Genomic DNA, 26,783 nt, shown 5'->3' with positions numbered 1-26,783 from the left:
CAGAGCGCCGGCGCGTCAGCGCCGCGTCCCCTGCACCGCCGACAGCCAGTTCTCGATCACGCGCACTGAGAGGATGCTCTCGTCCGCGATGCGCATCGTACTGCGCACCATCACGAAGCGGCCATCCGGCGTCACGTCGTACGGCGTGAACCAACTGGAAGCGATCTCGGCCATCGCGCGGGGCAGCTCGAACAGTGCCTGCGGCTCGTCGGCCTCGGGTGACGCCGCGCCGCGGAACCGAGCCGCCATCAACCGGAACTGCGGATCGACGTAGTAGAGCTCGAGTCCGTCGCGCGACCAGCGCGGCGCCGCACCGCCGGCGACCGAGACGGGCAACTTCGCCCCGCGCACATCGGGAAAAGGGCGTACCAAGACCTCGTCACGCCCACTCTCGTTCGAGACATACACAATCCACCGCCCGTCGGGCGAGAGTTCGAACGAGTGCTCATCAAACTCGGTCGCGAGGAGCGGCGTGAGTGTATCGGCGACGTCGAGCCGGCGCACCAAGATATCGCGCCCGCCGGCGACGGCACCCTGCGCCCCGCGCCGCACGATGAGCCACCGGCCATCGGCGCTGATCGACGCCTCGTTGAGCTCTCCGCGCAGCAACAGCGAGTCGCCACCCGCGCCGTCCGCGCGGCGCAGGTACACGCCATCGTCCGCCACGAAGACGATATGCTGACCGTCCGCCGTCCAACTCGGTCGGCGTTCCGCCGTCTGGCCGAACGTGACGCGAGCCAGCGACCCACGCGGCAGCGCCTTGCGCCACACATCGTCGCCGGACTCCGTGCGCAAGCCGATCGCGAGACTCCGCCCGTCTGGCGACACGCGCCAGCCGAAATCTCCCGCCGTGGCGGTGAGCCGGAAACTGAACGACGAATCGATCGCGGACACGCGGCCCGTGCGGTCGATGGACACCAATTCATAGATTCCGCTGCCCGGCGCAGCGCCGCGCCGATACACCAGGGTGCCGCTCTTCGACAGCGCTAGGTACGACGACGCCCCGATGGTGCCGACAGAGTCAAGCACGGGCCGCCGAGCGACGCCGACGCTGAGCGTACGTGGGTCGAAGCTCGCGATCCACCCGACCTGCGTCAGGCTACTCACGAGCAGCAGCTCGCCATTCGGCAGCGGCTCGACGAAGCGGATATCGGGGGTCACGAACGTCGCCGAACGGGTCTTGAGGTCGAGCGCCCAGAGCGAGGGCACGGCACACGGCGCCGCGCACCCGGTGAAGAGCACGAGCGAGCTGCCCGGGAGCGGCGCGAGCCCCGAGACGTTCAGGGTGTCGGACGACCACAGGTCGTCGACCTCGCCGCCTTCGCTGGAGACGCGACGGACCATCCGACCCGGGTGCGCCACGTAGAGGATCGTGCCGTCCTCGAGCCATGCCACGCCGCGCGGAACGTTCGCCGCTTGGCGCGCGAGCACCGTGGACGCACCCCCCGACAGGTTCACGCGCGTGAGCGACCGCCCGCGGATGAGCGCGAGGGACTGGTTGTTCGGCGAGACGGCGACCGCCGTCACCAGATCGGTGCCGGGAATGAGCACGGCGTCGACGCTATCGCGGCGCTTGATCCACAGGTGCGGCACAGCCGAGCCCACCCCGCCGCTCGCTGCGTAGATCACTTGTTCACCGTCCGAGGTGATGGCGACGGGCCCGCGATCGTCCGGGAGCGCGTCCCCTGCCGTGGCGAGCCGATACGCAACCACGGGAGGCGCCACGGTGGGTCGAGCGGCGATCCATGCCGCGAGCGCCACCACCGTAACGCTCGCGACCGCCAGCGCCACGCGCTCAATCCGCCTGGTGCCCGACGGCGCTGACACCGCCGCCACTGCAGCGCCCGTGCCCCGATAGTGCACGTTCCCCAACGCATCGCTGAACGCGCGCGCCGTCGCGAACCGATCCGCCGGCACCTTCTCCAATGCCGTCGCCAACGCCGCCGTCACATGAGCCGGCACGTTCCGCCGCAGTTTGTCCACGCGCGGCGCCGGCTCGGCGATGATCTTCATGATGATCGCCTGCGCCGAGCCCCCGCCGTGCGGCGGCTCGCCGGCGAGCATCTCAAAACACACGCTGGCGAGCGAGTAGACGTCTGAGCGCGCCGTGAGGTCCTTGTCCGCGGTCGCCTGTTCGGGGCTCATGTAGTGCGGCGTGCCGAGGCTGAGCCCCGTCTCGGTCATCCGCCCGCCCGCGGCCGCACTCACCGCCAGCGCGATGCCGAAGTCCATCACCATCGCGCGCCCATCGTGCAACAGGATGTTCTCGGGCTTGATGTCGCGGTGGATCACGCCATGTCGGTGCGCGTAGTCCAGCGCGTCGGCAATCTCCCGGGTGATGCGCAGCGCCTCGTCCACGCTGAGCTGCGTCTCGCGGTTCAGGCGCTCGCGGATCGTCTCGCCTTCGATGTACGGCATCACGTAGTACAGGAAGCCGCCCGCCTCGCCCGAGTCGAACAAGGGCAGGATGTGCGGGTGGCTGAGCGCGGCCGTGGTCTTGATCTCCTGCACGAAGCGCTCGGCGCCGAGCACGGCGGCCAGCTCCGGCTTCAGGACCTTGATGGCGACTTTTCGGTCATGCTTCAGGTCGGCGGCGAGGAAGACCGTAGCCATGCCGCCCGCACCGAGCTCGCGCTCGATGCGGTAGCGGTCTTCCAGAGCGGTCGTCAGGCGATCAGGGATGTTCATGGCCAGTGGACGCTAGCGCGGCAGCAGGCGCCGAAGCTCCGCAAAGAGATTGTAGGTGACGATCGGCACCGGCGCATCGCCCTCACGGAGCCCAAGGCTCCGCGTCATCAGGAATCGCCCGTCCGGCGCGACATCCCAGGGCGTGTAGAAGGCCGTCTCGACGGCAAGGAGCTCCCGCGGCACAGGGAATAGGGCACGCGGCTCGCTGACCACAGGTGTGGTGCCTGCGGTGAAGTCGACCGCCATCATCTGCCGGTCGAGCGACAGGAAGAAGATCTCGCGGCCGTTGCGTGACCACAGGGGGGCTTCACCCCCGCCGAGCGACACCTGCACGCGAACGCGGTCGACGTCTGGAAATGGGCGGACAAACAGTTCACGTCGGCCGGATTCGTTCGACTGATACAGCAACCAGTTGCCGTCCGGCGAAAGCGACGGGGCCGTCTCATCGTACTGCTGCGTCGCCAGCAACGGACGAAGCGCCGTGTCGACGCCGATGCGCATGGCAAGGATGTCGCGTCCACCGTCGACAGAACTGGCCGCGCCGCCGCGTGCCAACAGCCACTTCCCGTCGGGAGACATCCGGACTTCGTTGAGCTGGCCGCGCAGGATGACCGAGTCACGTCCCGTGCCGTCTGCGCGACGCACACGTACGTCCGTTACGGTGGGGAACACCAGCGATTTGCCGTCCGGCATCCACCGCGGCCGGAACTCGCCCGCCGCATCGATCGTGGCACGAGTGAGCGGACCGCGGGGCAACTGCTTGACCCAGATGTCGTCGCCAGATGCGGTGGCGAGACCGATGGCGACGCGCGAACCGTCGGGGGAGAGAGACCAGCCGTGGTTGCTGCCGGTGACGGTCATGCGCAGGGGACCCATCGCCGGGTCGACTTGCTCCTGACGGCCGTTCCGGTCGACCCAGACGAACTCCTGCGTGCTCCCGAACCCGGCGCTCCCGCCGTTCATCGCGATCATCGTGCCGTCTGCACCGATCGAAGCGGAACCGGGCGCTTGGATGCTCAGCGTGCTGAAGAGCTGCACGGGGTCACCCCGCATCTCCAGCGACGAGGCGTCGAACCGCACGGCCAGGAGCGCGCCGCCCCGTTCGAACAGCAAGTGCCCGCTCGCGGCATGTACACCGAGCAACGAGCCCGAGACCAAAGCCTTCGCGCTGTCAGTCCGAAGGTCGAACACGTGCAGGTCGCAGTCGATCACCGAGGCGCAGCTGAGGAACAAGAACGCGTCGCGCCCGGCGATCGGAGAGGGAAGGACCGCGGCGCGACCTTCCCTGAGCAGCCCGAGCCGCCGCGATTCGCCTCCGGACGCCGGAACAAGGAAGATCTCCATCAAGCTCGGGTTGTCTGCCGGGGCGGCGGTATACAGCACGCGCTCGTTGTCGAGCCAGGCGATTCCGAACGGCAGCGCCGTGGGTTCTGCGACGACGACAGACGCCCCACCGGTGACCGGCATGATCCGGACTCGTCCCGAGTTGTCGAAGGCGAGGCGCCTGCCATCGGGCGAGATGGCTATGTAGCCCGCACCGACACTCCCGGGAATCGGATCAGCGGTCGCCTGATCGCGACGCTTGATCCACAGTTGCGGGACCGCCGGATTCCCGGGCACCGGGCCGTGGTACACGAGGAACGAACCATCGGGAGCGGGCACCGGCGCGGGGTATCCCGGCACCAGCATCTGCGAGTCCGGCAACGCGAGCTGGAAGCGCGTGACCGGCTGCTCCGGCTGCGGTCGCAGGGCGAGGAACACCGCGGCGACCGTGGCCACCGCGGCAATGACACTCGCGGCGAGCAACGGCGCGCGCGCGGCGGCGCGCGCGGCCATCGCCTGCGCGCCAACGCCTGTCATCGTCGTGAACGCAGGATTCGCCAACGCCTCGGCGAACTTCTCCGCGCTCTCGAAGCGATCCGCCGGCAACTTCTCCAACGCCTTCGCCACCGCCGCCGCCACGTGCGGTGGCACGGTCTTGCGATGCAGCGTCACCGGCTCCGGCTGCTCGGTGATGATGCGCATGATGATTTGCTGCGCGCTCGAGCCCACGTGCGGCGGGTTGCCGGTGAGCATCTCGTAGCAGACACTCGCCAGCGAGTAGACGTCGCTGCGGCCCGTGATCTCCTTCTCGGCCGTCGCCTGCTCGGGACTCATATAGTGCGGCGTGCCGAGCGAGAGGCCGGTCTCGGTCATCCGCCCGCCCGCCGCCGCGCTCACGGCCAGCGCGATGCCGAAGTCCGCCACCATCGGGCGGCCGTTCGCCAGCAGGATGTTCTCCGGCTTGATGTCGCGATGGATCACGCCGTGCGCGTGCGCGTAGTGCAGCGCCTCGGCGATCTCACGCGTGATGCGCACCGCCTCGTCCACGCTGAACTGCGTCTCGCGGTTCAGCTTGTCGCGCAGTGTCTCGCCGTCGATGAACGGCATCACATAGAACAGGAAGCCGTCCGCCGTGCCCGAATCAAAAAGCGGCAGGATGTGCGGATGCTGCAGGGCCGCCGTCGTCTTGATCTCCACCACGAAGCGCTCGGCGCCGAGTACGGCGGCGAGCTCTGGCTTCAAGACCTTGAGCGCGACCTTGCGGCCGTGCTTGAGGTCTTCGGCGAGGTAGACGTTGGCCATGCCACCCGCGCCGAGCTCGCGCTCGATGCGGTAGCGGTCCGCGAGGGCGGCCTGCAGGCGTTCGGGCGTGGGCATCGTCGTGCAAAGGTCGCCGCCGTGCGCGGTCACCGCCAGAGCAGTTCGCGAGAATATGGCTGGAGGTGCGCGCGGTCCCGTTCCCTGCCATCTTCCCCGACACGATGTCGCCCGCGTCCGCCGTTCCCGCTTCGCTCGCCGATCGATACAGCATCCTCCGCCCCCTCGGGTCCGGAGGCATGGCCACCGTGTACCTGGCCCGCGACCTCCGCCACGATCGCGACGTCGCCCTGAAGCTCCTGCGGCCCGATATCGCCGACGCCCTCGGACGCGAGCGCTTCGTCCGCGAGATCCGCGTCGCCGCACGGCTCACCCATCCGCATATCCTCCCGCTCTACGACTCGGGTGAAGCCGATGGTGCGCTGTTCTTCGTGATGCCGGTCATGGAGGGCCTGACCCTCCGCGCCCTCATGGACCGCGAAGGACCGCTGCCCGTCGAGACCGCGGCGCGGATCGCCAGCGAAGTCGCCGACGCGCTCGACTACGCGCATCGCCAAGACATCGTGCACCGCGACATCAAGCCGGAGAACATCCTCCTGCACGAAGGTCATGCCCTCGTCGCCGACTTCGGCATCGGCAAGGCCATCGCTGCCGCTAGCGGGCAGGCGCGCACGCTCACCCAGATCGGCGTGACCGTGGGCACGCCCGCGTACATGAGCCCCGAGCAGGCGTCAGGGGAGTCGCTCGACGGCCGCAGCGACCTATTCTCGCTGGGCTGCGTGCTCTACGAGATGCTCACCGGCGAGGTGGCGTTCGAAGCGGCCAGCGTGCCGGCCACGATCGCCAAGCGGTTCATCCATACGCCGCCGGCCGTGACGCAGCAACGGAAGGATGTCACGCCCATCGTGGCGGAAACCGTGGCGCAGCTCCTCGCCAAGGAACCGGCCGAGCGTCACCCCACGGGCGCGGCCGTCGCGAAGGCGTTGCGCACGCCCTCCGCGCCGGCGGCCGCGCAGCCACGCACAGAGGTGGCCGAGAACGCCATCGCCGTCCTGCCCTTCGTGAACATGAGCACCGACGCCGAGAACGAGTACTTCAGCGACGGACTCACGGAAGAGATCATCACGGACCTCTCGCGCATCGCGGCGCTCCGCGTCACGTCGCGCACCTCATCGCAGCAGTACAAGGGCAGCGCGCTCGGCGCCCGGGAGATCGGCCGCGCCCTCGGCGTGCGCCACATCCTCACGGGCAGCGTGCGCCGAGCCGGCAACGCACTCCGCATCTCGGCGCAACTCATCGATGCCGCCGACGACAGCCAGCGATGGGCCGAGAAGTACAGCGGGACGATGGACGACGTGTTCGACCTGCAGGAGCGCGTGTCGCGCGAGATCGTCGCGGCGCTTGGCGTGTCGCTCGCACCGGACGAGGACCGGCGTCTCGCCACGCGTGGCTTCAAGCATGTCGAGGCCTATGAGCTGTTCCTCGAGGCGCGCGAACGGCTGCGGACCTTCGTCGTCGCCGACAAGGACTGGGATGCCCTCGTCGCGCGGGCAATCTCGATCGAGGGGGAGGTCCCGCCGCTCGTCGCGCTGCGCGTCTGGGGCGAGCTTTCGAAACTCAAGGCAGGCATCGGTGACCACCACAGCCTCGATCGGATCGAACGCCAGGCGCGCGAACTCGTGGCAGCCGCTCCGGATGAGCCCTGGGGACACGGCGTGTTGGGCTACGCCGCCTTCGAGCGCGGCGAGCCGGTGCAGGCCATCATCGGCTTCCAAGAGGCAATCAACCGCGACCCTACCGACACGCAATCGCGGTTCTTCCAGTGCGTCGCGCTGACGTACACGGGAATGATTGATGAGGGCATCGCCGCGACCCGCCGGATGGTCGCCGTCGATCCCCTCGCACCGCTCGGGCTCCTGATGGACTCGATCAAGGAGTGGTTCATCGGCGGCGCGCCGGCTTCGATTCCCGCCGTGCGCCGTGCCGTGGCCTCAGATCCGCAGAATCTGATGATGCGCTGGACGCTCGCGTACGGGCTCACGATCGTGCGTGACTTCGATGCTGCGGCGCAGGAGGTCGACATCATGCGCCGCGCCATGCCCGAGTTGCCGTACGGCATCCAGGCGGATGCACTGTTGCGCGCGGCGCGCGGCGACACCGCAGGCGCGCAAGGCTTGGTGGAACACCTCGACCTCGCGCCGTTCGATGCGCACCTGACGTTCCACTTTGCTGAAGTGTGGGCCGTCTTGGGAGACTTTGACCGAGCGCTGGACGTGATGGCGCTGGGAATGCGCAAGGGATTCTTCCCGCCGACCTACATCGGTACGCACTGCCGATTCATCGATGGGCTACGGAACCACCCGGGCTTCGGCTCGCTGCTCCAGGAAGCCGAGCGGCGCTCAGCCGAAGTACGGGCGCGCGTTGCCGGCGTCCTGTAGCGCCTCCCGATTGACTTGCTGACGACACCTACCTCGGATACCCCGTGCACGCGAACCCCCGCGCCCTCGCGCTGACGCTCACACTCGCCGTCTTGCCGCTCGCGACGGCTGCCGCACAGCGCCCGACGACGCTCGCCGGCCGCTCCACCGTCTACGCTCCGCAGGGCATGGTGGCCACGAGCCAACCCCTCGCTTCGGCCGCAGCCCTCGAAGTGCTGCGCACCGGCGGCAACGCCGTCGACGCCGCGATCGCCGCGTCTGCCGTGCTCGGCGTCACCGAGCCGCACATGACCGGCCTCGGCGGCGACATGTTCGCGATCGTGTGGCTGGCCAAGGAGCAGAAGCTCGTCGCCATCAACGCCAGCGGTCGCGCCGGTTCGCGCATGCTGCGCGACACGCTCGTCGCCCGCGGATTCCGCGCCGGCTCACAGCAGGGCGCGATGTCCGTCACCGTACCCGGCGCGCTGGCCGGCTGGGACCTGCTCGCCCGCACGCACGGCACGCGGAGTCTCGCGCAGTTGCTCGAGCCCGCCATCGGCTACGCGCGCGACGGATTTCCCGTCACGCCGATCATCGCCGCCCAGTGGGCCGAGCAGACCGACCTGCTGCAGCGCGATGCCGCGGCATCCGCGACGTATCTCCCCGGCGGCCGCGCGCCGCGCGCCGGGGAGTGGTTCCGCAATCCCGACCTCGCGCGCACCATGCAGGCCATCGCCGACAGCGGCGTCTCGCATTTCTATACCGGCACGCTCGGTCGGCGCATCGTGGAACACGTGCAGCGCCTCGGCGGCTTCATCACCGTCGACGACATGCGCGCCAACGCGCCGACGTGGGTCACGCCGATTTCCGTACCGTTCCGCGGGTATCGCGTGTGGGAGCTGCCGCCCAACAACCAGGGCATCGCGGCACTCGAGATGCTGCGCATCCTCGAGCCGTATGACCTGAAGTCGATGGGCCACAACTCGCCGACGTACCTGCACCACCTCATCGAGGCCAAGAAGCTCGCCTACGCCGACCTCGACCGCTTCGTCGGCGACGCGGACCATCTGGAGCTGACGGCCGAGCAGATGCTGAACGACGCGTTCATCACGGCGCGGCGGCAGTTGCTCAACCCCACGCGCGCGCAGGAGCGCGTGGAGCCCGGCCCGAGCCGCACGCGCAGCGAGACCGTGTACCTCGCGACGGCGGACGCCGAGGGCAACATGGTCTCGTTCATCAACTCCATCTACGACTACTTCGGATCGGGCGTGGTCGTGCCGGGCACCGGCTTCGCGCTGCACAACCGCGGCGCGGGCTTCACGCTCACCGAGGGGCTACCCAACACGGTCGCGCCGGGCAAGCGACCGTTCCACACGCTGATTCCGGGATTCGTGACGCAGACGGTGAACGGACGCGAGCAGGCGTACATGAGCTTCGGCCTGATGGGCGGCGGCGTGCAGGCGCAGGGGCACGTGCAGATGCTGCTCAACCACTTCGTGTTCGACATGGATGTCCAGGCGGCGATCGATGCGCCGCGGTTCCGGCACTACAACGGCTATCGCGTGGCGCTCGAAGCGCCGTTCAGCGACGCGGTGCGCGCGGGCCTCGAATCGATGGGCCATGTGCTCATCAACCAACCGCCGATCGCGTTCGGTGGGGCGCAGGCGATCATTCGCTTGCCACGCGGCTACTCGGCGGGCAGCGATCCACGGAAGGACGGGTTGGCGATCGGGTACTGAGTCTATCGCTGGACCGGCGCCCGCTGCATACTCATCCGACTGCAGGCAGGCGCCCCCGACCGGACGGTCCCGTGTCACACACCGATCGACTCACGCTCGCCCTCGCGGACCGGTACCGGATCATCCGGCACCTCGGGACCGGCGGGATGGCCTCGGTGTACCTCGCCGAGGACCTCAAGCACGAGCGGCAGGTCGCGATCAAGGTGCTGAAGCCCGAACTCGCGGCCGTCCTCGGCGCCGAGCGGTTCGTCGTCGAGATCAAGACCACGGCGGCGTTGCAGCACCCCGGCATCCTGCCGCTGTTCGATTCGGGCACGGCGGACGGGTTCCTCTTCTACGTGATGCCGTACATCGAGGGCGAGACGATTCGCGATCGCCTCAACCGCGAGACGCAACTCGGCGTCGACGAAGCGGTCCGCCTCACGCGGGAGATCGCCGATGCCCTCGACTATGCACATCGCCGCGGCATCATCCACCGCGACGTGAAGCCCGAGAATCTCCTGCTGCACGATGGGCGCGCGCTCGTGATGGACTTCGGCATCGCGCTCGCCGTCAGCGCCGCCGCTGGCGGACGGATGACGGAAACGGGGCTCTCGCTCGGGACGCCGCACTACATGAGTCCCGAGCAGGCCACCGCTGACAAGGACCTCACGGCGCGCAGTGACGTGTACTCGCTCGCCAGCGTGCTGTACGAGATGCTCACCGGCAACCCGCCGCACACGGGTTCGTCCGCGCAGCAGATCATCATGAAGATCATCACCGAGCCGGCGGCGCCGGTGACGCAGTATCGCAAGACGGTGCCGCCGCATGTGGCGGCGGCCGTGGCGCGAGGGCTCGAGAAGCTGCCGGCCGATCGCTTCGCGACGGCGAAGGAGTTCTCCGATGCCTTAGGCACGGTCGGGTTCACGCAAACGGTGGCGTCCGCTGCATCGAACACGCGAGCAGCCCTTGCCGCGCCGCGGACGAGGATCGCGCTCGCGGCCCTCCCGTGGCTGGTGACGGCCGCAGCGCTTGCCTGGGGGCTGACACGCGACACGGCATCGTCGCCGCCGCCCGTGACCCGATTCGCCATCGCAAGGAGTGGGAACGGCGAGCCGCGGGATGCCGCTGGCTCACCCATCGCCGTCAGCCCGGACGGTCGAAGCATCGCCTACGTCGGGAGCGACTCGCTCGGCGGCCTCTGGCTCTACTTGCGCGCGATTGACAATCTCGTGCCGCAGCAGCTTGCCGGGACGAACGGCGCGACGGCCCCCGTGTTCTCTCCCGATGGGCGCCAACTCGCGTTCCTGCAGGAAAGCCGAATCAAGGCGATCGACCTCGGTTCCGGCAGCATCAGCCCACTGCTCACGCAGCTGTCAACGAATTCGCTCTCGTGGGGCAGCGACGGCCATTTCTACTTTACCGACGGCGGACAGCTCCTGCGGACTCCGGTTTCCGGTGGCGCCGTTGACACGCTGCTCAAGACGCTCCCGCATCCGGATGATCTCCTGCGGTGGCCCGACGTACTACCCGACGGGCGGGGCGTGCTACTGACGCTCGTGCGCGGGGGCTCACCGATGCTCGCGCTGTACCACAGCGGTGAGAATCGTCTCATTGAGTTCGGCATCGGCGGGATGTATCCGCGTTGGGTTTCGCCGTCATGGGTCGTGTACGCCGTGTCGGGCGGCACCGTGGTTGCTGCCTCGTTCGATGTGAAGACGATGGCGTTCACCGGCCCCGCCAGCCCAATCGCCGATAACGTTCGCACGGGACCGGCATTCCCCATCAAGGGCGGCGTCGGCCGCGACGGTACGATTGCATTCCTGCCGGGATCGGAAGGAGGTTCCAATGAACTCGTCGTCACGGACCGCAGCGGTGCCGTGCAGCAACGCTTCGTCGCCCCCGATCGGTCGTTCTTCGGCGAGGCGCGCTTCTCCCCCGATGGCCGACGGGCGCTGCTGGCAGTCATTGAGCTTGCCCAGACGAATCGCCGTGCGCTCTGGACCGCGGACTTTCAGGCCCGGAGCCTGTCACGCCTGACCTTCGACTCCGCGGCGTTCGGGCAGGCGTGGTCGCCGGATGGGCGATACGCTTACTACTCCACCGGCGCGACGCTGCGCCGTGTCGCGACGGATGGCAGCGGCAAGACGGATTCCCTGTTCACGTCTCCGGCGGGTGGTATCTCGGAGATCGAAAGCACACCCGACGGGGCTGCCGTCGTGATGCGCTACTACAAGGTGAGCAGCGGATTTGACCGCGACATCGGCCTTGTCCCGCTGGATGGTCGGAGCCCGCTCCAGCCGTGGCTGAACACCACCTTCAATGAGAGCGCCATTGACCTCTCGCCCGATGGACAGTGGCTCCTGTACTCCAGCAACGAGTCGGGACAGTCTCAGGTCTACGTGCGGCGCGCGAGCGCCGTGTCGGGACGGTGGCCCGTGACGACGGGACGCGGCGGAGCGACTGCGAGGTGGGGCGCACGCGGTCGCGAGATCGTGTTCGCCAGTGGCGACTCAATGACTGCCGTGTCGTTCACCCCGGGCGAAGAGCCCACGATCGGCCCCGCGCGCAAGCTCTTCGCGGATCAGACGTTTCTCCTGGGCGGCAATGCGACACCATGGGATGTCAGCCCGCAAGGCGATCGACTCCTCACCGCGCGACGGTGGACTGAGGACGGCCGCCTGCAGATCGAAGTGATCGCCAACTGGTTCGCGCAGCGGTCACCAACCGGCAAGTAGAGCGGGCGCTACAACACCTTCTTGAGGTAGTGCCCCGTGTGCGAAGCCTTCACTTTCGCCACGTCTTCCGGCGTCCCCGCCGCCACGATCTGCCCGCCGCCGGATCCACCCTCAGGGCCAAGGTCGACGATCCAGTCCGCCGTCTTGATCACATCCAGATTGTGCTCGATGACGAGCACCGTGTTCCCGCGGTCCACCAGCTGGTGCAGCACGTCGAGTAGCACGCGCACGTCCTCGAAGTGCAGGCCCGTCGTCGGCTCGTCGAGGATGTACAGGGTGCGCCCCGTATCGCGCCGCGCGAGCTCCGTCGCCAGCTTCACGCGCTGGGCCTCGCCGCCCGAGAGCGTCGTCGCGCTCTGGCCGAGGTGGATGTAGCCCAGGCCCACGTCGTTGAGGACCTGCAGCTTGTGATGGATGCGCGGCTGGTTCTCGAAGAGCTGCAGCGCGTCTTCCACCGTGAGCTCCAGCACCTCGCTGATCGAGAGCCCGCGGAACTTCACGTCCAGCGTCTCGCGGTTGTAGCGCTTCCCGCGGCATTGCTCGCAGGTCACATAGACGTCGGGCAGGAAGTGCATCTCGATCTTCACGAGCCCGTCGCCCTGGCAGGCCTCGCAGCGTCCGCCCTTCACGTTGAAGCTGAAGCGGCCCGGCCCATAGCCGCGCAGCTTCGCCTCCGGCATCTCGGCGAACAACTCGCGGATCGGCGTAAACAGCCCGGTGTACGTCGCGGGGTTCGAGCGCGGCGTGCGCCCGATCGGCGTCTGGTCGATGTCGATCACCTTGTCCAGGTGCTCGAGCCCCGTGATGCGCTCGTGCGCACCCGGCACCACCCGCGCGCGGAAGAAGTGCCGCGACAGCGTCTTCTGCAGGATGTCCTCGACCAACGTGGACTTCCCCGACCCCGAGACGCCGGTGACCGCGACGAAGCAGCCCAGCGGGAACTCGGCCGTCACGTTGCGGAGGTTGTGTTCCTTCGCACCCTCAACGCGCAGCATGCGCGCTTTGTCGACCGGCCGGCGCCCCTCGCGGCGCTCGATCTTCTTCTTGCCGGTGAGGTACTGCGCGGTGATGCTCGACGCGACCTTCTTCACCTCGCTGACCGTGCCCTCGGCGATGACCTCGCCGCCGTGCTTGCCGGCGCCGGGGCCGAGGTCGATCAGGTGATCGGCTTCGAGGATGGTTTCTTCGTCGTGTTCGACGACGAGCACCGTGTTGCCGAGGTCGCGCAGGCGCTTGAGCGTCTCGAGCAGGCGCGCGTTGTCGCGCTGATGCAAGCCGATGCTAGGCTCGTCGAGGATGTACAGCACGCCGACGAGCCGTGAGCCGATCTGCGTCGCGAGCCGGATCCGCTGCGCCTCGCCGCCCGATAGCGACTCCGCCGAGCGATCCAACGTGAGGTAGTCGAGCCCCACGTCCACCAGGAAGCGTAGGCGCTCACGCACTTCCTTGAGGATCGGGCCCGCCACGCCGGGGTCGAGCCCCGGACGCCCGTTCCCGCGCACCGGCACCGACTCGGCGAACGCCAGCGCATCGCGCGTCGAAAGCTCCGTGAACGCGCCGATGTTCTTGTCGTTGATCGTGACCGAGAGCGAATCGGGCTTGAGGCGCCGCCCGCTGCAGGCCGGGCATACGCCCACGACCATGTACGCCTCGAGTTCCTGCCGGATCGTGTCCGACGTCGTCTCGTTGTAGCGGCGCTGCACGTTGGAGAGGATGCCTTCCCAGCGCGCGGCGTCGTCGCCCTTCTTCTTCGCCGAGCCGAACAGCAGCTCGAACTTCACGCGGTCGGGCAGCTGCCCCCACGGCGTGTTCAGTTCGAACTTGAGCTGCTTGGCCAGCCCGGGCAGGATCACGCGCCGCAGGTAGCCGTCCGGCTCGCCCCAGGGCAGGATCACGCCCTCGAGGATCGAGATGCTGGGATCGCCGAGCACCAACTCCGGGCTCGCCGTGCGCTTGGTGCCGAGACCGGAGCACTCGGGGCAGGCACCGAAGGGCGAGTTGAACGAGAAGTGCCGCGGTTCGAGCTCCGGCAGCGAGATGCCGCAGTCCGGGCAGCCGTACTTCTCCGAGAACAGCTGCGGCGCCCGCTTGCCGCCGTCGTGCTTCACGACCTCGACCAAGCCCTCGGCCAGGCGCAGCGCCGTCTCGATCGAATCGCTGAGGCGATTGCGATCCTCGGCGCGCACCGCGAGGCGATCCACCACGACGGAAATGTCGTGATTCACCTTGCGGTTGAGCTTGGGCGGCTCGGCGAGCTCGATTAGCTCGCCGTCCACTATGGCGCGCACGAAGCCCTGCTTGCGCGCGTCCTCGAAGAGGTCGCGGAACTCTCCCTTGCGCCCGCGCACCAGCGGCGCGAGCACCTCGAGCTTGGTGCCCGCCGGCCAAGCGAGCACGATGTCGGCGATCTGTCCCGCCGACTGCCGCGCCACGGGGCGTCCGCAGTTCGGGCAATGCGGCGTGCCGGCGCGCGCGTAGAGCAGGCGCAGGTAGTCGTAGATCTCCGTGACCGTGCCGACCGTCGACCGCGGATTCGCACCGGCGGTCTTCTGTTCGATCGAGATGGCCGGGGAGAGCCCCTCGATGACGTCCACGTCGGGCTTCTCCATCAGCCCGAGGAACTGCCGTGCGTAGGCCGAAAGCGACTCGACGTAGCGGCGCTGGCCTTCGGCGAAGATCGTGTCGAAGGCCAGCGACGACTTGCCCGACCCCGACAGCCCGGTGATGACCGTCAGTTTGTCACGGGGAATCGTGACGGAGACGTTCTTGAGGTTGTGTTCGCGGGCTCCGCGAACGATCAGGGCATCGCCGGGCATAGTCAGGTAAGTTCGCGTATCAGCGCGATTTATGGAACGGGGTCCCTCCCTCCTGCGCTGACCCGTGACCAACCAGTAGATTCCCTGTTCGGTTCGTGAGCCTGGGAGAATGCCTGAGGAACCGAGTCTCCCCACTCCCAACTCACCAACCCCAACTGCCGTCTTAGCCTGTCCCCAGCGCCGCCCGTGGACCGCGAACCCTCCTCCGCCCCCGACCCGTACCAGCTCCCGCTCGGCGTCTTCGGCGCCGAGCCCCCCTCGGCCGACCCCGACCTGCCAACGGAAGAGCTGGTTAGCGTCCCCCTCCGGGAGCCGCCGGTCTGCGGGGAGTGGTCCTACGACGACAGCGAGCTCGAGGAGACCCGCTTCGTCGCCCGCCGCATCGACGGGGTGAGTGCCCCGACGTCCAAGGCGACCCCCATCCAGCCGATCCGCGTAGTCGTGGATCCGAAGGCGATGGCCGCTCGGGCCGCGGCGCAGCAGCCCGCCTCGAGCGCCGTCCGCCCGCTCGCCGAACCCAACCGGTCGGCGCGGCCGACCATCGAGGCCCTGCGCCTCGCCTTCGAACAGACGCCGTCGGATACCGCCCGCGCGCTGGCCTACATCGCCGCGCAGGAACGCTCGAACGACGCCGCCAACGCCCTCAAGACCATCGAGAAGGCGGAGGCCGCCGGCGCCGACGCTTTCGCCATGACCTGCGCCCGCGCCTCGGCGCTGGGCGCCATGCTCAAATACGACGACGCCGCCAAGGCCATCAAGGCGGCGCACAAGCTGAAGCCCGACCACCCCGAGGTCCTCGTGCAGACGGGCATCCTGGCCTGCCGCCGCGCCCGGTGGAAAGACGCCATCGACCCGCTGCAGCGCGGCGTCGCCGGCGCCCCCGACCATGCGCAGGCGCACTACTACATCGGCGAGGCGCTGAACCACGCGGATCGCCTCGACGATGCGCGCGCCGCCTACGAGCGCGCCGCGACCCTCGATCCGGAGAACTGGCGCGCGCTCAAGGGCATCGGCATCGTGCTCGACCGCCTGGGGCGGTCGCCGGAAGCCGCCGAGTGGTACCGCCGAGCCCGCGAGGCCCAGCGCCAGTGACGACCCGCAGCAGCATCGCCGCCGGGAAGCGCCGCGGCCGGAGCATCGCCGCGGCCCTCATCCTCGTCGCGTGGGCCGGCGGCCTCGCCGCCCTTGTCGCACGCGAGTTCTTCCGCGAGCGCTCGGCCATTATCGCCGAAGCCGCGATGCGCCTCGGCCCCAGCGCCACGTATTTCACCGTCGAGCAGGACGGCCGCCAGATCGGCTTTGCCTCGACGACAATCGACACCACGGGCACCACGTTCCAGGTGGTGGACTATTTCATTGCCGACCTGCCCGTGGCCGGTCAGCAGATCCGCGCGAGCGCGCGCAGTGTCATCACGCTCTCCCGCTCGCTGGCGCTGCGGCGCTTTGACGTCGAGATGGATGTTCCGGGCACGCCGATGAGCGCGGCGGGCACGGTCGAAGGCGACAGTGCCGTGAAGTTCGTGCTTCGCCTGCCCGGCCAGCCGACGGATACGCAGCGCGTCGCCGTGGACGGCCCGATCCTCGTCCCGACGCTGCTGCCGACCGCCGCGATGCTCATCGGCGACCCCGAGGTCGGCAAGGTCGTGACGCTGCCGAGCTTCGACCCCCGCATCATGGCCGCCGCCGATGTGCAGTTTCGGTTCGCGGCTGAGTCGCTGTTCGTGGTCACGGACAGCGCGCGCTACAGCACCGAGCAGGATCGGTTCGTGAGCGCGCGCGAGGACACGGTGCGCGCGTGGAAGCTCGAGCCCGCCGATGGCGCCGGCTTCAGCGGTTGGGTGGACGCGCAGGGCAACGTGGTCCAGACCTCGCAGCCCGGCGGCATCACGCTGCGGCGCATGGCCTACGAGATTGCCTTCGAGAACTGGCGCCGCGTGCGCGACGGCACGGCCGTCACGGCGGCGGGCAGCCGCGGCGACTTGCTCGAGAGCACGGCGATCGCCGCTGGCGTGGTTCCGGACGCGGCGAGCCTCCGCACGCTGAGCGTGCGCCTGCGCGGCACGCCGCTGGAGACCTTCGACCTCGCCGGCGGCCGGCAGGCATTGCGCGGGGACACGCTCACGATTCGCGTCGAGGAACCGTCGACGCTGCTCGCCAGCTATCGACTCAACGAGCGTCCGCGCAACTTCCGCGAGCGCTTCCGAAATGAACTCGCCGAAGAACCGCTGCTGCAGGTCAACAACCGGCAGATCACGTCGCTGGCCGTGCGCATCGCCGGCACCCAGCGCGATCCGCGCGTCGTCGCCGAGCTGATCAACCGCTGGGTGCACGACTCGATCGCCAAGGAGATCACGGTCACGATCCCCAACGCGCTGCAGGTGCTCACCGAGCGCCGCGGCGACTGCAACGAACACACGCAGCTCTACGTGGCGCTGGCCCGCGCGGCCGGCATCCCGGCGCGCATCGCCACGGGCCTCGCCTACGTGAACGGGAAGTTCTACTACCACGCGTGGCCCGAGGTGTGGCTGCGCGACTGGGTCGCCGTCGACCCGACGTTCGGCCAGTTCCCCGCCGACGCGGCGCACCTGCGCTTCGTCAGCGGCGGACTCACGCGCCAAGGCGAGCTCCTGCGGCTCGTCGGCACTCTCCAGCTCGAGGTCCTGGGCACCCGATGATCGAGATCAGCAAGCTGGTGAAGCGCTACGGCGACTTCACCGCCGTGAAGGGCATCGACCTCGTCGTCCCGCGCGGCGAACTCTTCGGCTTCCTGGGCCCCAACGGCGCCGGCAAGACGACGACCCTGCGCATGATGGCCGGCATCCTCAAGCCGACCAGCGGCAGCATCCGCGTCGCCGGCGTGGATCTCATCGCCGATCCGGCGGGTGCGAAGAGCAAGTTGGGGTTCATCCCCGACCGCCCGTTCATCTACGAGAAGCTCACGGGCGCCGAGTTCCTGCGCTTCGTCGCCGGCCTGTACGACCAGAAGGGCGATGATGTGGAACACCGCGCCCGCGAGCTGCTGGCCCTCTTCGACCTCGAGGAGTGGCGCGACGAGCTCGTCGAGAGCTACTCGCACGGCATGCGCCAGAAGCTCATCATCTCGAGCGCCTTCGTGCACCGGCCCGAGGTGATCATCGTCGACGAGCCGATGGTCGGCCTCGACCCCAAGGCCGCGCGCATCCTCAAGGACCTCTTCCGCGAGTACACGCACCGCGGCCACACCATCATCTTCTCGACGCACACGCTCGAGGTGGCCGAGTCGCTCTGCGACCGCCTGGCGATCATCGTGCATGGCGAGATCAAGGCCTACGGCACGATGAGCGACCTGCGGCAGCAGCTCGAAGGCGGCGAGAAGGGCCTCGAGGAGCTGTTCCTGCGGCTCACGGGCGAGAACGCCGCGCGCGACCTCATGGACGTCCTCGATGCGTAAGGGAGCCCCGCGATGAGCGCGACCCCCGACGTGATGCGGCCGCCAGTGGTGGCTCGGCACGACGCCGAGGCGCCGCTGCCCGATCCGCCGCTGCTGCACCTGCTGTTGCCGAAGTGGCTCACCGCCCGCGCCCGTACCGTGGCCGGCGAGAAGGGCCGCGGCGCGCGGTTCGCCGTACTCGGATTCGTCGGCCTCATGTTCTGGGCCTTCATCTTCGGCGTGCTCTACCGCCTGCTCACGTATTTCCGCGGCGTCGAGGAGATCGGCGCCCTGCTGGCCGGCAAGCTGCTCGGCCTGCTGCTGCTCGGCTTCACGAGCATCCTGCTGCTCTCGAACGTGATCACGGCGCTGTCGAGCTTCTTCCTCGCGAAGGACCTCGACATGCTCGTCGCGGCGCCGGTGGATTGGCTGCGGCTCTACGGCGCCAAGTTGCTGGAGACGATCATCGCGTCGAGCTGGATGGTCGCGCTGGTCGCCATCCCGATGTTCACGGCCTACGGCATCGCCTACCGCGGCGGCTGGCTGTTTCCGCTGGTCGCGACGGCACTCATGCTGCCGATGTTCGTGATTCCCGCCGTCATCGGCTCGGCCGTCACGCTCACGCTGGTGAACGTGTTCCCGGCCCGTCGCACCCGCGACATCCTGAGCGTCATCGCGGTGCTCGCCGCGGGCGGCATCGTCCTGCTGTTCCGCCTGATCCGGCCCGAGCGCCTCGCCCGCCCCGAAGGCTTCCGCTCGCTGCTCGACTTCATCGCGGTGCTGCGTACGCCGACGTCGCCGCTGCTGCCCAGCGAGTGGGTGCAGAAGGCGACGATGGGCTACCTGACGGGCGAGCCCGATTGGCTCTCGATGTACGTGCTGTGGACCACCGCGCTGGCCGTCTTCGTGCTCGGCGCGATGCTGCACCGCTGGCTGTACCACACCGGCTTCAGCAAGGCGCAGGAGAGCGCGCAGCGTTGGGTGAAGAAGGGCGGCCTCCTCTCGACGCTCGGCGACACGATGCTCAAGCCCTTCGGCATCCTGCGGCGCGAGCTGGTGCTCAAGGAGATCCGCCTGTTCTTCCGCGACACGACGCAATGGTCGCAGCTCATCCTGCTGGCCGTGCTCGTCGTCGTGTACGTCTACAACATCAAGTTCCTGCCGCTTTCCGGCGAAGGCATCACGTTCTTCCTCGTGAACGTCGTACCGTTCCTCAACCTCGTGCTCGCCGGCTTCGTGCTCGCCTCCATCGCGGCACGCTTCATCTTCCCCGGCGTGTCCCTCGAGGGCCGCACGCTGTGGCTGCTGCGCTCGAGCCCGATGGCCGTGCGCGACTTGCTCTGGGCCAAGTTCTGGGTCGGCACGCTGCCGCTGCTCGCGCTGGCGATCGCCATCGTCGGCGTCACCGACTACTTGCTGCAGGTCAGCGAGTTCATGTTCTACGTCTCGGTTGGCACCATCGCGCTCATGACCTTCGCGCTGAGCGGCATGGCCATCGGCTTCGGCACCATCTTCCCGCAGTTCGAGACGGAGAACGCCGCGCAGATCCCGACGAGCTTCGGCGGCCTGCTGTACATGATGGCCTCCGTGACGCTGATCGGCGGCGTCATCGTGCTCGAGGCGCGTCCCGTGTACGGCTACCTCGCCGCGCAGGCGTTCCAACAGCCCATCGAGCCGACCGAGATGATCGTCGGCTTCGGCCTTGCCGCCGCGCTCTGCGTGGCGGCCACCCTGATTCCCATCCGCGTGGCGCTGAAGCGCCTCGAGGCGGTCGAACGATGAACGCACACATCGGCCCGGCACACGAAACCGACATCGGGCAACTCCTTTCGCTCAACAACCGCTACTCCGCGTCGGGCCTCACGCTCGTTCGCACGCCGGACTTCGCGGCCAACCACCTCGCGGACTACCGCGTGCTGCGCGACGGCCAGGGCGGCATCATCGGCTGTGTCGCGCTGGACGAGTACTCGCCGAGCGTCGCCGAGCTGATCTCGCTGGCCGTCGATGAGGACTTGCACGGCAGCGGCTATGGGCGTCAGCTCATCGCCGCGGCCATCGACCTTGCGCGGACGCGTGGCTATACCGATCTCTTCGCCGTGTCCTACTCCGACGAGCTCTTCCTGAGCTGTGGCTTCTCCCGCGTGCCGCTTGGCACCTATCCCGAGAAGATCACGCGCTACGCGAAGGACAAGACGGAGATCGAAGTCGGCGAGAAGCACTGCTTCGCCATCCGCCTCGCACGGTAGCATCCGGCCGCATGACCCTCTGGTACATCGACATCCTGTGGGCGCTCATGCTGCTCGGCGTCGCGCTGTTCACGGGCTGCTGCCTCGTCTTCAACCCCGTGCTCAAGAGCGTACGGGTGATGGGCATCGCCACCGCGTACGCGATCGCCCTGTGGATGGCGATTACGCTGCCGTGGCAGGTCGCGCTGGCCACGTGGTGCATGTTCGCCTCGTTCGGCGGCGCCGTCGCGCTCGTGTACGAGCTGTGGGCACGCTGGCGCTACCGCGGCAGCGGCCGCAAGCCGCGGCCGCTGGTTCTCCTGCAGGGCTTCCTCCTCTGGCCGACCATGGTGCCGGAAGCCGTCGAAGGCGTGCTCATCGACGCCGGCGTGCTCGAGCCGAGCTGGAGCGCCGCTGGGTCAGCCGAACGCCTGGAGCAGGGCCGGTAGGCCGCCGATGATCCACAGGGCGACGCCGCCGGCGATCGCCTTCGACCGCTCGACCTTCGCCGTGTGGATCAGGCCAAGGGTTATGAGTACCGTCACCCAAATCGTGAAGAGGTCGACGCGGCCAAGCAGGTTGTAGACGCCTTGGTTCATGGTCGGGTCGAGGAAACGACCGACGCCGACCGAGTACTGGAACCGCGCCGTCGCGTCGCCATCGAGCACGAAGCCCTGCCCGATGAACACCAGCAGGTCTAGCGCCTTCGGCAGATACGCGAACGACGCGATCATGATGCCGCCGCCGAACGAGAGCGTGCCGCCGAGTACCTTGGCCGCCAGCCACACGATGACTCCAAGGCCGACGAGCACGATCGGCATCGCCACCAACCCGCCGTAGCGGATGCTGCCTTCCATGATGCCCTGCATCTGCGCGGCCTGTGCATCGGTCATCTCTGGCGTCGTCGCCCGCGCCTCCGCCAACGCCTTCGCGAGCTCGGCGTCGAAGATGCCCTGCATCGATCCCATTGCCGCGTAGAACAGCACGCAGAGCAGGATCGCGGTGATGAGGAACGGCCCCCACGCGCCGCCGTTCACGCGCCGGGCAAAGACCGTGGACGGCGTGAACCAGATGTCGATGAAATCTTCGGCGAGGGACGCCGACGCCGGCGGCGACGGCGAGTCAGCGGACGCGAACATCAGGACACTCCTGGCGCGGGTGCGGAACAAGTCCGGGGGGACGCCGCTAAAGTGCGTCCCCCCGGCACCTCGCGCAATACGAACAGGGTCCGAGCGCTTGACGACGCCTCAGGCGTCCGGCGCGGGCCGACGCATCTGTGGATTCATCGGCGGATTCATCGGCGCCCGCGGCCCCTGCGGGCCACGCAGCATCCCGGGACGCCCCTGCCCGGGCCGCCCCTGCAGCGCCGGGCCGCGACCCGGTCCACGCCCGGCGCGCATGCCGCGCGCGAACCCGCGACGCTCGGCCTGCATCTCGCGCCACTTGCCGCGCTGTGTGTCGTTCAGCAGCCGCTCGGCGGCGGCCGTCGCGGCCGAATCGCGCTGGCGCAGCTGCTCCATCTGCGGGCGCATCGCGGCGCGACGCTGCGCGGCCTGCTGCTGCCACTGCTGCCGCTGTGCGGGATCACGCGGGACGCCCTGCGTGCGCACGCGCTGCCGCAACGAATCCATGGCCGGGCGCATCGCGGCGGTCACACGCTGGCGTTCGGCGTGCAGCCCACGTTCGATCGAATCGAGCTGGGCCACCTGCCGCGGCGTGAGATCGAGCGCGCGTCGGGCATTGAGGATGGCGGTGACACCACCGCGGGCGCGGGGCGCGGCTGGTGCCTGCTGGGCGGTGGCGACTCCACCGAACCCGGTGACGAGCGCGGCGAGGGTGAGGACCTTCAGGGTGCTACGCATACGGATGACTCCTGGTGAACGGGTACCGGTGGGGACGGTGTGATCACCCTGTCAGACGCCGCATCCCGGGACACGTTAAGATTCCACGCCTATGCCCGCGTTCCACGACCGCCCCCGCTTTCCGCGCGGCTTCCGCTGCGCCTCCCGCAACGTCGGACTCAAGCCCGAGGCCAAGGACCTCACGCTGTTCGTGAGCGAGGTCGAGGCCAACGCAGCCGCCGTATTCACGCGCAATCATTTCCCCGGTGCGCCGATCATCCTCGGCCGCGAGACGATCAAGGGCGGGCGCCTCCGCGCGATCGTCGCCAACAGCAAGGTCAGCAACGTCGCCACGGGTGCGGCGGGTGTGGAGAATGCACGGCGCATGGCCGCCGCGGCGGCGAAGGAGCTGGACACCGATGCCGGGCGCGTGCTCGTCAGCTCGACGGGCGTGATCGGCGTCCCCTTGCCGATCGAGAAGATCGAACGGGGCGTGGTGGGCATGGCGGGCGAGCTGCAAGACGATCCGCTCGTCGGCGCCGAAGGCATCATGACGACCGACAGCTTCCCCAAGGCGTTCTCGTGCAGTGTCGGCGACGCCACCATCACGTGGGTGGCGAAGGGCTCGGGGATGATCGAGCCCAACATGGCGACCATGCTCGCCTACATCTTCACCGACGCCGCGCTCGACGCCCCCACGCTGGACCGGCTGCTGCGGTCCGCGGTGCAGCGTTCGTTCAACATGCTGAGCGTGGACACGGACACGTCCACCAGCGACACCTGCGCGATCCTCGCGAACGGCCTCGCCGGCCCGGTGGACGAGACCACCTTTCGCGAGGCGCTGGTCGCCGGCTGCATCAAGATGACCGAGACGCTGGGACGCGACGGCGAAGGCGCCGAGCACCTGCTGCGCGTGACGGTGCGTGGCGCGCTGAACGACCACGAGGCGCGGCGCGTGGCCAAGAGCGTGCTCAATTCGCCGCTCGTGAAGACGATGGTGCACGGCGCCGACCCGAACGTCGGCCGCCTCCTCATGGCCGTGGGCAAGTGCTTCGAGTGCACCATCAAGCCCGCGAGCACGGATGCCTGGATCAACGGCTTCCAGGTCGTGAAGGGCGGCGAGCGCCTCAGCTTCGACGACGACACCGTGCGCCAGGCGCTCAAGCGCGAGGTCGTGGATCTCGAGATCGCGCTGGGTGTGGGTGACGCGCGCGCGGTCGCCTACGGCTGCGACCTGACCAAGGGCTACATCGAGGAGAACGCGGCGTACTACTCGAGCTGAGCGGCCGTCAGCGCGGCAGCCGCTCCTTCTCGCGATCCGCCAACAGCTTCGTCATGAAGCGCTGCCCCTCGGAAATCCGCTCGACCTCGATCGCCACGGTATCCACCGCCGACTCCAGCCGTCGCATGCGCTCCTGCGTCTCGGCATCGAGGCGCGGCACCGGCGGATTGTTCGCGCGCTTCCACAGCATGCGCGCGACGGTGAACGCGATCGGCGCGAGCACGAACATCGTGAAGACCATGGCGATCGCCGTCGTGTCGACCGACCGCCACTGGATGTTCGGCGCGGACGGCTGGCTCGTGCTGTTCGAGAGCAGGTTGCCGGGCGTCTGGGCAATCAGTTCGCCCGTCCGGGCGATCTCCTGCTCCAGCTCGATGATGCGGTCGTCGAGCACCTTGAGCCGCGCTTCCAGCCCCGGGCGCTCGGACGCCGAGGCCTCGCGCAGCTGATCGACGATGTCGTCGCGGCGCCCAAGGGCCGAGTTCAGCTGATTCGACAGCTCGGTGCGCTGGGCACGCAGTGCCCGCACCTCGACGACGGTCTGCGGCACGCCGGGCCGTGGCGGCAACACCGTGAGCTGCGTGGCCTCGCCGGGCGGCGTCGGGGGAGTGGGGGCTTGGACTTGCATGGTCATAACCTGCAGTACGGCGCCGCTGGCCGCGAGGTGTCACGCCGACACATCTTTCCCGGGTCCCGGATTGGAGCGACGCGTGCGGATGGGCCTCGACATCGCAGTCATCGGCGGCGGCATCGCCGGCCTCTCGGCCGCTTGGCGGCTGAGCACCCACCATCGCGTCACGCTCATGGAGCGGCACGAGGTGGCGGGCATGGACGCCCATTCCCTCGACCTCGAGCACGGCGGCGGGACCTACCGCGTGGACGTGCCGCTGCGCGTGCTCTATGAGGGCTACTATCCGACGCTGATCGCCCAATACCACCAGCTCGGCGTTCAGCTCGAGCGCACGAACTACGCGGGCTCGTTCAGCACGCTGGGCGGCGCAGCCTACTATCGATACGCCAACTGGCTGGTCGCCGGCCGTTCGATTCCCCTTCCGGCCTCGCCGTTCGGCGGCCGGGCCCTACGCATCAACAGGGAACTGCTGCGCTTCTATCGCGTCGCGCGGCCGGCGCTCGCCGGCCTGCAGGACAGCGAAGAGCCGCTCGGCAGCTGGCTCGACCGGCATCGCTTCGACCGCGATTTCGCCGAAGGCTTCCTGATCCCGACCTTCGCCGCCGTCTGCACCTGTTCGAACGCCGCGGTGCGCGCATACCCCGCGCGGGTGATTCTCGACTACCTCACGCGCGGCCTGACCTTCGGCGGCGTCCGCCGCGTGGTCCTCGGAACCCGCGAAGTCGTCAGACGCCTCACCGAGCCCGTGCACGCCGTCGAGTGCGGCATCAAGGTGCAGCGCATCGCGCCGGCACCCGACGGCGTGCGCGTCACGTGGGAAGGCGGCGAAAAGGTCTTCGACCACGTGGTCGTCGCCACGCAGGCCAATCAAGCCGCGGCGATGCTCGACGGTGCCTATCGTCGCGAGAAGGAGTCGCTCGAGCGCTTCGCGTATGAGTCCAGCGAAGTGGTGGTCCACACGGACGAGCGCCTCGCTCCGCGCGATCGCGCGCATTGGGCTCCGGTGAACCTCATCACCAGCGATGCGCACGACAAGCCGATGGCCACCATCTGGATGAACCGCGTGCAGCCGGGCCTCGCGGACTCGGCACCGGTATTCCAGACCTGGAATCCCATCGTCGCGCCACGGGCCGAGACGGTGCGCGCGCACGCGCGCTTCGAGCGGCCGCTCGTGAATGCCGCCTCGCTCGAGGGCGCACGCAGCGTGCGCCTGCTCCAGGCCCAGCACGGAAGGCGCCTGTGGTTCTGCGGCAGCTACCTCGGCCCCGGCATCCCCTTGCTCGAGGCCGCCTCGCGCACGGCGCTGGATGTGGCGGCCGCGATCAACGACGACGAGAGTAGGACGCTTCGACTGCCAACGCCTCTGTCCCGTCCGGCGTGATGTTGTACATGCGCAGGAGCAGCGCGTCAGCGCCCGGCTGCTCAAGCGTGATGCGCCATCCCCAGTCCGGTCCCGGCGGCGCCGGATAGCTGCCTCGCAGGTCCGGCACGCCCTCCCCCGCGGCGGGACCGGTGAGCGGCATGAGGCGATGTCCGTTGTGAAAGGAGTCCGCCCACGCGGCGTCGCACCGTCCCGCCTTGAGGTCATCCCCGAGGAGGAGGATACCCTCGCAGGGCTTTCCGTCGTGCGACCACTGGTAGCGCACCGCGAGCATGCGGCCAGACGCCTCCGCGCGCACCTCGGCCGTCGTGGCACACTCGATCGCGTCTGAGCCGGGCTCGAACCACAGCTGATTGCGACCCTCCCAGTCACCCAGCGCCGCCTGGAGCCGCGCGGGGACGCTCATCGGGCCTCCACGCGCGCCAACGCGCGCTCAGCCTGCACCACGTGCCGCAGCGCATGCCGGACCAGGATCCAGAGCGCCGAGTACGCGTCGTAGCGTGCACCGGCGACGAACGGCGACTCGACGATCACCTGATCAAGCGGCAGGCCCTCGGCCCGCCACACCATCGCGAGCTCTTCGGACTGCCAGCGCCGGAACTCTGCGACCACCTGCGCGCGCGGCAGGTCGCTGCCGGGCACGAACGCGGCCGCGGTCCTCGTGCGGCCGAGCCGGATGCCGAGCACCATGGGCACCGGACCCAGCATGCGGGCGAGCAGGCGTCCGAAGACGGCGCCCGTCAACTCGCGGGTTCCCATCGGCGGAAGCTGTTGCGCGTCGTCATAGGCCGCCTTGAGCCGCGGCAGCATGGCCGCGCTCGTGAGGTTCAGGTGGGCCACGCATTCGGCCACCGACCATTCGTTCGGCGCGGGACGCGTGGTCCACTGGGAGTCGCGGACGCGGGCATCGAGCGCCGTGAAGCGACGGCCCACCTCCGCGTACGCGGCGGCAAGTGCGTCGAGCTGCGCGTGAGACGATGCGTGTGCCATGGGCCGA

General features: G+C 68.8%; 19 protein-coding genes. 11 read left to right on the top strand and 8 right to left on the bottom strand.

Annotated features, from left to right (window positions below; translation table 11 throughout):
* Positions 1-15: 15 nt before the first annotated feature.
* Positions 16-2,688: a protein kinase domain-containing protein gene (locus Strain318_RS03190; RefSeq protein ID WP_367887088.1), complete on the bottom strand. Its 2,673-nt coding sequence runs from the start codon at positions 2,686-2,688 to the stop codon at positions 16-18.
* Positions 2,689-2,700: 12 nt separating this feature from the next.
* Positions 2,701-5,388: a protein kinase domain-containing protein gene (locus Strain318_RS03185; RefSeq protein ID WP_367887087.1), complete on the bottom strand. Its 2,688-nt coding sequence runs from the start codon at positions 5,386-5,388 to the stop codon at positions 2,701-2,703.
* A 104-nt stretch (positions 5,389-5,492) separates the two neighbouring features.
* Here Strain318_RS03185 and Strain318_RS03180 point away from each other — a divergent pair, with 104 nt between their 5' ends.
* From Strain318_RS03180 to Strain318_RS03170, 3 genes are all read left to right on the top strand, one after another.
* Positions 5,493-7,766, top strand: a complete 2,274-nt coding sequence (locus tag Strain318_RS03180) for a serine/threonine-protein kinase (RefSeq protein WP_367887086.1) — start codon at positions 5,493-5,495, stop codon at positions 7,764-7,766.
* 44 nt (positions 7,767-7,810) lie between these two features.
* The gene (gene ggt / locus Strain318_RS03175) at positions 7,811-9,484 is read left to right on the top strand and encodes a gamma-glutamyltransferase (RefSeq protein ID WP_367887085.1); all 1,674 of its coding nucleotides are present in this window, start codon (positions 7,811-7,813) and stop codon (positions 9,482-9,484) included.
* Positions 9,485-9,555: 71 nt separating this feature from the next.
* Positions 9,556-12,201 carry a protein kinase domain-containing protein gene (locus Strain318_RS03170; protein ID WP_367887084.1) on the top strand — a complete coding sequence of 882 codons (2,646 nt, stop codon included), beginning with the start codon at positions 9,556-9,558 and terminating at the stop codon, positions 12,199-12,201.
* An 8-nt stretch (positions 12,202-12,209) separates the two neighbouring features.
* On the opposite strand, the gene uvrA is transcribed toward Strain318_RS03170, so the two are convergent.
* Positions 12,210-15,017, bottom strand: coding sequence for an excinuclease ABC subunit UvrA (gene uvrA, locus Strain318_RS03165; RefSeq protein ID WP_367887083.1), 2,808 nt, complete (start codon positions 15,015-15,017; stop codon positions 12,210-12,212).
* A gap of 186 nt (positions 15,018-15,203) precedes the next feature.
* Between uvrA and Strain318_RS03160 the strand changes: the two genes are divergently transcribed.
* The 6 genes from Strain318_RS03160 to Strain318_RS03135 are packed head-to-tail and all read left to right on the top strand — an operon-like array spanning position 15,204 to position 21,100.
* Positions 15,204-16,109 carry a tetratricopeptide repeat protein gene (locus Strain318_RS03160; RefSeq protein ID WP_367887082.1) on the top strand — a complete coding sequence of 302 codons (906 nt, stop codon included), beginning with the start codon at positions 15,204-15,206 and terminating at the stop codon, positions 16,107-16,109.
* Positions 16,106-17,692, top strand: coding sequence for a transglutaminase-like domain-containing protein (locus Strain318_RS03155; RefSeq protein ID WP_367887081.1), 1,587 nt, complete (start codon positions 16,106-16,108; stop codon positions 17,690-17,692). The genes Strain318_RS03160 and Strain318_RS03155 overlap by 4 nt, the downstream gene beginning before the upstream one ends.
* Positions 17,689-18,447, top strand: a complete 759-nt coding sequence (locus Strain318_RS03150) for an ABC transporter ATP-binding protein (RefSeq protein ID WP_367887080.1) — start codon at positions 17,689-17,691, stop codon at positions 18,445-18,447. Before Strain318_RS03155 ends, Strain318_RS03150 begins: the two co-directional genes overlap by 4 nt.
* 12 nt (positions 18,448-18,459) lie before the next feature.
* Positions 18,460-20,208 (top strand): putative ABC transporter permease subunit, encoded by a 1,749-nt coding sequence (locus Strain318_RS03145; RefSeq protein ID WP_367887079.1) that lies wholly within the window; start codon positions 18,460-18,462, stop codon positions 20,206-20,208.
* Positions 20,205-20,672 (top strand): GNAT family N-acetyltransferase, encoded by a 468-nt coding sequence (locus Strain318_RS03140; RefSeq protein WP_367887078.1) that lies wholly within the window; start codon positions 20,205-20,207, stop codon positions 20,670-20,672. The genes Strain318_RS03145 and Strain318_RS03140 overlap by 4 nt, the downstream gene beginning before the upstream one ends.
* A gap of 11 nt (positions 20,673-20,683) precedes the next feature.
* A complete protein-coding gene (locus Strain318_RS03135) occupies positions 20,684-21,100 on the top strand; it encodes a hypothetical protein (RefSeq protein WP_367887077.1) in 417 nt (138 codons plus the stop codon).
* Here the strand turns inward: Strain318_RS03135 and Strain318_RS03130 are convergent.
* The gene (locus Strain318_RS03130; protein ID WP_367887076.1) at positions 21,071-21,790 is read right to left on the bottom strand and encodes a YIP1 family protein; all 720 of its coding nucleotides are present in this window, start codon (positions 21,788-21,790) and stop codon (positions 21,071-21,073) included. The two genes, Strain318_RS03135 and Strain318_RS03130, sit on opposite strands and share 30 nt — an antisense overlap.
* A 108-nt stretch (positions 21,791-21,898) precedes the next feature.
* Positions 21,899-22,513, bottom strand: coding sequence for a hypothetical protein (locus tag Strain318_RS03125; protein ID WP_367887075.1), 615 nt, complete (start codon positions 22,511-22,513; stop codon positions 21,899-21,901).
* Between the two features lie 91 nt (positions 22,514-22,604).
* Here Strain318_RS03125 and argJ point away from each other — a divergent pair, with 91 nt between their 5' ends.
* Complete coding sequence (argJ, locus tag Strain318_RS03120; protein ID WP_367887074.1) at positions 22,605-23,774, top strand: bifunctional glutamate N-acetyltransferase/amino-acid acetyltransferase ArgJ; 1,170 nt, start codon at positions 22,605-22,607, stop codon at positions 23,772-23,774.
* A gap of 7 nt (positions 23,775-23,781) precedes the next feature.
* Here argJ and Strain318_RS03115 read toward each other — a convergent pair whose 3' ends face one another.
* Positions 23,782-24,402: a hypothetical protein gene (locus Strain318_RS03115; RefSeq protein ID WP_367887073.1), complete on the bottom strand. Its 621-nt coding sequence runs from the start codon at positions 24,400-24,402 to the stop codon at positions 23,782-23,784.
* An 88-nt stretch (positions 24,403-24,490) separates the two neighbouring features.
* Between Strain318_RS03115 and Strain318_RS03110 the strand changes: the two genes are divergently transcribed.
* A complete protein-coding gene (locus Strain318_RS03110; protein WP_367887873.1) occupies positions 24,491-25,786 on the top strand; it encodes an FAD-dependent oxidoreductase in 1,296 nt (431 codons plus the stop codon).
* Here the strand turns inward: Strain318_RS03110 and Strain318_RS03105 are convergent.
* Both Strain318_RS03105 and Strain318_RS03100 read right to left on the bottom strand, forming a co-directional pair.
* Complete coding sequence (locus tag Strain318_RS03105) at positions 25,728-26,192, bottom strand: DUF1579 family protein (RefSeq protein ID WP_367887072.1); 465 nt, start codon at positions 26,190-26,192, stop codon at positions 25,728-25,730. The two genes, Strain318_RS03110 and Strain318_RS03105, sit on opposite strands and share 59 nt — an antisense overlap.
* Entirely contained in the window at positions 26,189-26,776 is a 588-nt protein-coding gene (locus Strain318_RS03100; protein ID WP_367887071.1) for a DinB family protein, read from the bottom strand. Before Strain318_RS03100 ends, Strain318_RS03105 begins: the two co-directional genes overlap by 4 nt.
* Positions 26,777-26,783: the final 7 nt, after the last annotated feature.

Source organism: Pseudogemmatithrix spongiicola, assembly GCF_030623445.1.
Classification (GTDB): Bacteria; Gemmatimonadota; Gemmatimonadetes; order Gemmatimonadales; family Gemmatimonadaceae; genus Pseudogemmatithrix; species Pseudogemmatithrix spongiicola.
Note: the sequence above shows the minus strand (reverse complement) of the source record. Positions and strands in the feature narration are given on the sequence as shown.